The organism is Kitasatospora sp. NPDC059812 (assembly GCF_042732075.1).
In the GTDB taxonomy this organism is placed as follows: Bacteria; Actinomycetota; Actinomycetes; order Streptomycetales; family Streptomycetaceae; genus Kitasatospora.
Genome location: NZ_JBHWIO010000084.1, coordinates 2618 through 4461 on the forward strand (window position 1 = coordinate 2618; position 1844 = coordinate 4461).

At 73.3% G+C, this 1844-nt stretch carries 1 protein-coding gene, 1 tRNA gene and 1 pseudogene; all 3 read right to left on the reverse strand.

The features are described 5' to 3' along the window. Positions 1–71: 71 nt before the first annotated feature. Positions 72–145, reverse strand: a tRNA-Met gene (locus tag ACFV6D_RS30900). A gap of 107 nt (positions 146–252) precedes the next feature. After that, positions 253–1542, reverse strand: coding sequence for an ABC transporter substrate-binding protein (locus ACFV6D_RS30905; RefSeq protein ID WP_380562052.1), 1290 nt, complete (start codon positions 1540–1542; stop codon positions 253–255). Next, positions 1539–1844 (reverse strand): annotated as a pseudogene (locus tag ACFV6D_RS30910) (hypothetical protein); the annotation flags it as partial. The pseudogene ACFV6D_RS30910 and the gene ACFV6D_RS30905, both read right to left, overlap by 4 nt.

The window sequence follows — 1844 nt, forward strand, 5'->3', positions numbered from 1 at the left end:
GCCCGCGGGGCCTCGGGGGTCTCCCGGCCGGGGGGCGGGCGCTTGGTGTGCGTCGGCCCCAGTGGCGGAAGTAGCGGGGACAGGATTTGAACCTGCGACCTCTGGGTTATGAGCCCAGCGAGCTACCGAGCTGCTCCACCCCGCGTCGGTAGTACCGACTGTACGGCACCGGCCGGCGATCACCTAATCGGTTACCCGGCGGCCGGGTACGTGCGGCCGCCCGAGATGCGGGTTGCCGTCCCCAACCGAAAGTCAGGCGTAGACGGTGGCCCGGACCCGGTCCAGGTCCGTGAGCAGGGTGTCCAGCTGCGAAGGGTCGTTGGCGTAGGCGAGCACGGCTCGGTAGAACGCGCTCTGCATCGCGTCCGGCATCAGGTCGGAGGCGTCGAACCGTACCGCCCGGGCGTCGACCAGCAGTTGGCCCAGGCGCCGGGACAGGGAGTCCGGGTAGACGGTGGTGGGCACCTGGCGGTTGGGGCTCAGTGCACCGCCGCGGGCCACCCAGATCTGCTGCGCCTCGGGCGTCGTGAGGTAGGCGACGAGCTGCTGGGCGGCCGGGGTGGCGTGGAACATGCCGAGCAGGTCGCCCGCCACCTCCTCGGTGTCCTTGAACCCTTCGTCGATGGTCGGGAACCGGGCGAAGTCGTAGTCCTCGCCGGCCTTGAGCTGCGGGTCGCCCTGCTGGTAGTAGTCCGTGATGAAGGACGCCGCGTGCTCGAAGTAGCAGCCCGGCTGCCGGCCGAACAGCGAGTTGCCCGAGCCGGCGAAGTCGGTGAGCAGCATGCCGCGGGAGTCACCGCGGACCAGGCCCTTGGCGGCGACCACGTCTCCCCAGGTCTGCCAGGCCCGCTTGATCGCAGGAGAGTTCCAGGCGAGCGCGCCGCTCGCCCACTGGTCGTAGACGTCCGGCCCGGACTGGGCGAGGACGATGTCCTCCAGCCAGTCGGTGCCCGGCCAGCCGGAGGCGGAGCTGGACTCCAGCCCGACACACCACGGGGGGACACCCGCCCCGGCGATCTGCCGGTCCAGGGTGTTCAGCTGGTCCCAGCTGCCGGGTGGCGTCCAGCCGTGCGCGGCAAGGGCCTTGGGGGAGTACCAGATGAGGCTCTTCACCGAGGCCTTGACGAACACGGCGTACTGCTTGCCGTCCACGGCGCCCAACCGCACCCAGCTCGCTCCGTACTGCGCGGCCATGCCCGGCAGGTCGAGCGCATTGTCGAGCGGGGCCAACCGGCCGGCCCGGGCGTACTGCACCAGCTTTCCGGGGCTGGAGAGGACGGCGAGATCGGGCGGCGTCCCGTTGTCGACCCGGTCGGCCAGCACGGTGTCGGAGTCCCGGGAGCCCTGGTAGTCCACCCTGATCCCGGTCCGCTGCTCGAACGGCGCGACCATGGCCCGGAACGAGTCCCGCTCGCTGCCGGTCCAGGTGCCGAGCACATGGACCACAGGTCCCGACCCGCCGCTGCTGCAGGCCGTGGGGCCGAAGAGGGCGACCAGCAGCAGGGCGAGACAGGCCCGGGCCCAGCGGTCCGCCCCGCTCATCGCGCGGCCCGGTACTCGTCGATCCGTGGCCAGAGGCCGCCCAGGCAGAGCACCGCGATGGCGGCGCACAGTACCGGGAGCGCGCGGCCCAGGCCCAGGTCGGAGCGGGCCGCCGATTCGGCATCGGCCAGCCGTTGCCGGTCCAGCTCCGAGAGACGGGCCAGGTCGGCGTCGAACGCCGCGCCGGGGGGGGCCGCGGGGGGGGGGGGCCGCGGGCGCCCCCCGCCCGCCGCCGGGAGGAGCTGGGGCGCGGGGGAGCTGGGGGGGGACGCGCGGGGCGCGGCGGGCCGCCAGGGCGAGTG

Bases quoted from the DNA above. Each gene is read 5' to 3' on its own strand.
- ACFV6D_RS30905 (WP_380562052.1), bottom strand. From the start codon at position 1,542: ATGAGCGGGGCGGACCGCTGGGCCCGGGCCTGTCTCGCCCTGCTGCTG.